The organism is Cupriavidus sp. 05N39, assembly GCF_056397325.1.
Genome location: NZ_JBFTNE010000214.1, coordinates 1 through 5,209 on the forward strand (window position 1 = coordinate 1; position 5,209 = coordinate 5,209).

Below are 5,209 nucleotides of genomic sequence, written 5' to 3' on the forward strand. Positions count from 1 at the left end.
GTCCGTGACATGTCCGTGACATCGCATGCGATGCCGAGGTGATCTTCGCCAAGGTCCAGTGCCGCCCGCTCCGCGTCTGCCTGCCGCAGATCCAATATGACTACCCTGGCGCCTTGCGCGGCCAGCGCGCTTGCCGTTGCCTTGCCGATACCGCGGGGGGATGCGGCACCGGTCACGATCACAACCTTGTTCTCGAGCATCATGTCTGTCTCCTGACTGTTGAAATGATGGTTCGAGTCTGGTGCCTCGCGCGGCGCCGATCAACGCAGTCCTTCTCAGCTATTGCTGAGAAATTTTCAGATGAGAGATGCGATTCCAGGACGTGAATTTTTGGTGCGCCGCACCATGCGTGAGCCGCATGGGCCGCATGCCTACGTCAACTCCCGGTCGATCCAGTCGAGAAATCGCTGTACCCGAGGCAAGTCCGCATTCTGGGATGGGCAGACGATGTGATGCGCGCCTACCTCCACGGCATACGTAGGGTCAAAGACCGGTACCAGCGTCCCCTTGCTGAGATGGACCGACGCCAGCAGCATGCTTTCCAGCGCCACGCCGATGCCAAGGGCCGCCGTCTCCAGCGACATGTACGAGCGGTCAAAGGAAAAGTCGAACACCTGGTGCTCGCCTGAGACGCCGAATCTGGCAAACCACTGCTGCCACTGGACGAGAGGTGTCTCGGAGAAAACCAGGCGCTGGCCCAGCAGGTCGGCCGGAGCGCGGATGGGGTGTCGGGCAAGATATTCCGGGGAGGCCAGGGGAGCAATGAACTCGTTGCGCACTGTCTTGACTTGCAGATCGCGCCAGTGCGCGTAGCCATAGCGGATATCGACGTCGTAATAGCCGCTTGTAAAGGAGACGTCCTCATAGGAGCAGGCTACGTTCAACTGAATGTCGCCGTTGTCGGCCTGGAACGATTTCAGCCGGGGCAGCAGCCACATCAAGCCGAAGCTCGGGCTCGAATGCACCCTGAGAATGTCGACTTCAGCCTGGCTCGATGCACGCTCGGTCGCGCGGTTCAGTTCAGCGAGCGACCCGGTCACATCGCGCAGGTATTGCTCCCCGACTGGCGTGAGGGCCAGCCCCCGGCCCTGCCGGAAGAAGAGTGGCTGTCCAATGATGGACTCGAGGTTGGCAATCTGATGGCTCACCGCCGAGGCGGTCAGGCCCAGTTCCTCGGACGCCCGGCTTACGCTCTTCGTTCTCGCGACGCTCTCGAACGCAATGATCGACTTCAGCGGCGGAAGGCGCATATTCAGCTCTCTGGTGACGGTGGTAAGAGGGGTTTGTACTTAGAGCGGCCCCCGGCCGGGGATACGCCCGGGGCATGGCAAGGAGCGACAGAACTTCACCGTTGCCCTGGCGGGATCCGTGATGATCATATCGCGTTGGTGGCCTCGCGCGTCGAAGTTGCCGACGTGTAGCGTTGGTGAAGAGACTCCCGCGAAGGCCCGTCAGCAATGCTGCGTAAAAGCAAAAACGGCTTGGAGGTTCAAATTCTCCAAGCCGTTGATTTGCTAAACGTAACAGGTGGTGCGGCTGGCAGGATTCGAACCCACGACCCCTTGGTTCGTAGCCAAGTACTCTATCCAACTGAGCTACAGCCGCACGCGAGGGCGACTATATCGCCCCCTGGGGAAAATACAAGTATTTCCGCAGATAAGAGAACACACGGGGAGTGCGGCGGGTCTCAGCCACTAAGTGGCAAGGTCAATCAACCCCGGCAACATCAGGTACGCCCCAATCACCACCAGCACCCCGAACGCAATCCGCCGCGTTGCCACAGCCGAAAGCGGTGGTGGAAATCGCCGGGCCGCAATCGTAGTCACGGCCACGACAGGCACCGCGAGCGCTGCCTGCGCCCAGATATCGGCGCCGAGCTGCCCCTGCCATGCACTGAACAGCGTACGCGTCACCGAGGTCGCGGTGAATACAAGAATCAGCGCGCAGCGAATCTCCACCATCGACAGCGGTTGCCGATAAAACTGGAAAATCAACGGCGGCCCGGACACGCCGAACATGCCGCTGAGCAGCCCGCCAAAGATGCCGCTGACGAAGAAGCTGCGGTCGCCGGAGCGCCGCACCAGCGGGGCAGGGCGCAGCGCGGCGCTCAGCCCGCCATACAGGACCACCGCGCCCAGCAGCAGTTGCAGGATGCCGGCGGCGGCGCTGCTCAGGTAGTCGAGTATCAGCACGCCGGCCACCACGGAAGGCAGGATGCCCAGCGTGGCCGCGCCGACGGCACGCCAGTCGATATGGTGCATCTTGCCCGGCAAGGCCGCCGCGCTGTTGGCCAGCGTTACCAGGCTCACCAGCGTGGCGACGGTGGCGACCGGCGCCAGGCCCAGCCCGCTGGTCGCGCCCATCACGATCATGCCGAGGCCAAAGCCGGTTACCGTCTGGAAGTAACTTGCCGCGCCCATCAGTGCGAGCAGCGGCAGCAAGTGGTCAGCGGTCATGACAGTTGCGCGGCCATCGGGGCTTCCGTCCGGGCTTGCGCGGCGGTTTGCGCCTGCACTGCCGTTACGGCAATCACGTAGAACACATCGTCCGCGCTGCAGCCGCGCGAGAGATCGTTGGCCGGCTTCTGCAAGCCTTGCAGCAAGGGCCCGATCGCCTTGGCGCCGCCCACGCGCTCCGCCAGCTTGTAGCCGATATTGCCGGCTTCCAGGCTGGGAAACACCAGCACGTTGGCGCGGCCTTCCACCCTGGAGTGCTCGATCTTCTTCATGGCGATCTCGGCAACGATGGCGGCGTCGAGCTGCACATCGCCGTCGATCGCCAGGCCGGGACGCTGCTCGGTGACGAGGCGCGTGGCTTCCACCACCTTGTCGACGGCCGCATGCCGCGCGCTGCCGCTGGTGGAAAACGACAGCATCGCCACGCGCGGCGTGTCCATCAGCAGGCTTTGCGCGCTGTCGGCCGCCGCCATCGCGATCTCGGCCAGTTCGCCGGCATCGGGGTCCACCACCAGCCCGCAATCGGAAAARATCAGCCCGCCCTTCAGKGCRTGGAAAGGCTCGCACAACATCATCAGGAACAAGCTCGACACCAGCTTGAACGCCGGGTGGATGCCGATGACCTGGATGGCGGTGCGCACCACGTCGGCGGTGGTGTGCACCGCGCCGGCCACCGAGCCGTCCGCGTGGCCCAGGCGCACCATCAGGTTGGCGAAGCACAGGGGTTTGAGCACCTCGCGCCTGGCGTCTTCCAGTGTCATGCCCTTCTTTGCCCGCAGCGCGAACAGCTTTTGCGCGAAGGACGGCGTGAGCGCGGAGCTGGCCGGGTCGATCACGTCCATGCCGGCAAGGCCGATGTCCGCGCCGGCCGCGGCCTGGCGGATGCGCGCGGCGTCGCCCACCAGCACGATGCGTGCTATGCCTTCGCGCGTGGCGCGTTGCGCCGCCTGCAGGATGCGTGGGTCCTCTGCCTCGCACAGCACGATGCGCTGGGGCGCCGCGCGTGCGCGCTCGATAATGCGGTTGATCGCTTTCATGATGGGGTCGCTCAGAATGGAATATGGCCGGAAGCAGCGGACGCCGCTTCCGGCCAGACGTCCGCTACTTCACTGGCTCAAACGTAGTCCTTGTACTTGTCGAGCATGCGCACGGGCTTGGCGAGCGCATCGCGGCGGAACGGGTCGCCCAGCTCGCGGGTGCACATGATTTCGATGATGGTGGTCTTGCCGTGGTTCATCTGCAGGTCGATGGCGCGCTTGAGCGCCCCACTGGCGGTTGTGGAACACCACGGCCGTCACCGGGATGTTGTGGCGCACGCAGGTCATGGTTTCCATCAGGCTCATGCCCCAGGCGCCGTCGCCGGCATAGGACACGGCCGGGCGGTGGGGTGCGGCCACCTTGGCGCCGATGATGGTGGGGAAGGCATAGCCGCAGTTGCCCCAGCTCATGGCGGCGAAGAAGCTGCGCGGCTTGTTGAAGCGCAGGTAGCTGTTGGCCACCGAGTTGATGTTGCCGATGTCGGTGGAAACCATCACGTCTTCCGGCATGGCCTTCTCCAGCTCGCGCAGGACCTGGCGCGGATGCAGGTAGTGGCCGCCGGTGGGCGTGCGTTCCTGCTTCTGCTCCTCGATCATGTCCAGGCTGTAGGGGTCGCGCTCGTGGGTCCACTCGTCGAGCTCCTTCTCCCAGGCGGCCTTCTCGGCGGCGATCTGGCCGGCGCGGTCTTCGCGGGAGGCGTCGCACGCCAGCGTGCGTCCGGCCAGACGCTCGGTCAGCGCCACGGCGGCGGCCTTGGCGTCGCCGCAGATGCCCACCGAGATCTTCTTCACCAGGCCAAGCATCTTATGGTCGGCATCGATCTGGATGATCTTGGCGTTCTTGGGCCAGTAGTCCATGCCGTGCTGGGGCAGGGTGCCGAACGGTCCGAGGCGCGAGCCGAGGGCGATGACGACGTCGGCGCGGGCGAGCAGCTTCATGGCCGCCTTGGAGCCCTGGTAGCCCAGCGGGCCGCACCACAGCGGGTGGCTGGCGGGGAAGGAGTCGTTATGCAGGTAGCTGTTGACCACCGGGGCGCCCAGCCGCTCGGCCAGCGCCTGGCACTCCGCGATGGCATCGGCCATGACCACGCCGCCGCCGGAGATGATGACGGGGAACCTGGCCTGCGCGAGCAGTTCGGCGGCTTCGTTCAGGCGCTGGTCGCCGCCGGGGCCGCGGTCCAGGCGCTGGGGCTGGGGGATCTCGGCCTTGATCTGTCCGTAGAAGTAGTCGCGGGGGATATTGAGCTGGGTGGGGCCCATCTCGGCCATGGCGCGGTCGAAGCAGCGGCCGGTGAACTCGGCCATGCGGGCCGGGTGGGTGACGTGGCCCTGGTACTTGGTGAACTCCTGGAACATCGGCARCTGCTTGGCTTCCTGGAAGCCGCCCAGGCCGATGCCCATGGTGCCGGCTTCGGGGGTGACGATGACCACGGGGCTGTGGGCCCAGTAAGCGGCGGCGATGGCGGTGACGCAGTTGCTGATGCCGGGGCCGTTCTGGCCGATGACGACGCCGTGGCGGCCGGAGACGCGGGCATAGCCGTCGGCCATGTGGCCGGCGCCCTGCTCATGCACGACGGGGATCAGGCGGATGCCGGCGGGGGCGAAGATGTCCATGGCGTCCATGAAGGCCGACCCCATGATGCCGAACATGTCGGTCACGCCGTTGGCGGCAAGGGTCTCGACGAAGGCTTCCGAGGGGGTCATGGCCTGCGGGCC

At 65.4% G+C, this 5,209-nt stretch carries 5 protein-coding genes and 1 tRNA gene; all 6 read right to left on the bottom strand.

All coding sequences use genetic code 11. From position 1 onward, the window contains the following. Window positions 1-203, bottom strand: a 203-nt coding sequence (locus AC1DN0_RS40605) for an SDR family NAD(P)-dependent oxidoreductase (RefSeq protein WP_477146578.1), incomplete at its 3' end; no start/stop codon positions are given. A 168-nt stretch (window positions 204-371) separates the two neighbouring features. Next, complete coding sequence (locus AC1DN0_RS40610; RefSeq protein WP_441630559.1) at window positions 372-1,250, bottom strand: LysR substrate-binding domain-containing protein; 879 nt, start codon at window positions 1,248-1,250, stop codon at window positions 372-374. 278 nt (window positions 1,251-1,528) lie between these two features. Beyond that, a tRNA-Arg gene (locus AC1DN0_RS40615) sits at window positions 1,529-1,605 on the bottom strand. A gap of 89 nt (window positions 1,606-1,694) precedes the next feature. After that, window positions 1,695-2,456, bottom strand: coding sequence for a sulfite exporter TauE/SafE family protein (locus AC1DN0_RS40620; RefSeq protein ID WP_441630561.1), 762 nt, complete (start codon window positions 2,454-2,456; stop codon window positions 1,695-1,697). Then, the gene (gene pta, locus AC1DN0_RS40625) at window positions 2,453-3,493 is read right to left on the bottom strand and encodes a phosphate acetyltransferase (protein WP_477146579.1); all 1,041 of its coding nucleotides are present in this window, start codon (window positions 3,491-3,493) and stop codon (window positions 2,453-2,455) included. Before pta ends, AC1DN0_RS40620 begins: the two co-directional genes overlap by 4 nt. Window positions 3,494-3,562: 69 nt before the next feature. Beyond that, on the bottom strand, window positions 3,563-5,209 hold a 1,647-nt coding region (gene xsc, locus AC1DN0_RS40630), incomplete at its 5' end, for a sulfoacetaldehyde acetyltransferase (protein ID WP_477146580.1).

Coding starts and splice junctions, on each gene's coding strand:
- AC1DN0_RS40610 (WP_441630559.1), bottom strand. CDS start 1,250: ATGCGCCTTCCGCCGCTGAAGTCGATCATTGCGTTCGAGAGCGTCGCG.
- AC1DN0_RS40620 (WP_441630561.1), bottom strand. CDS start 2,456: ATGACCGCTGACCACTTGCTGCCGCTGCTCGCACTGATGGGCGCGGCA.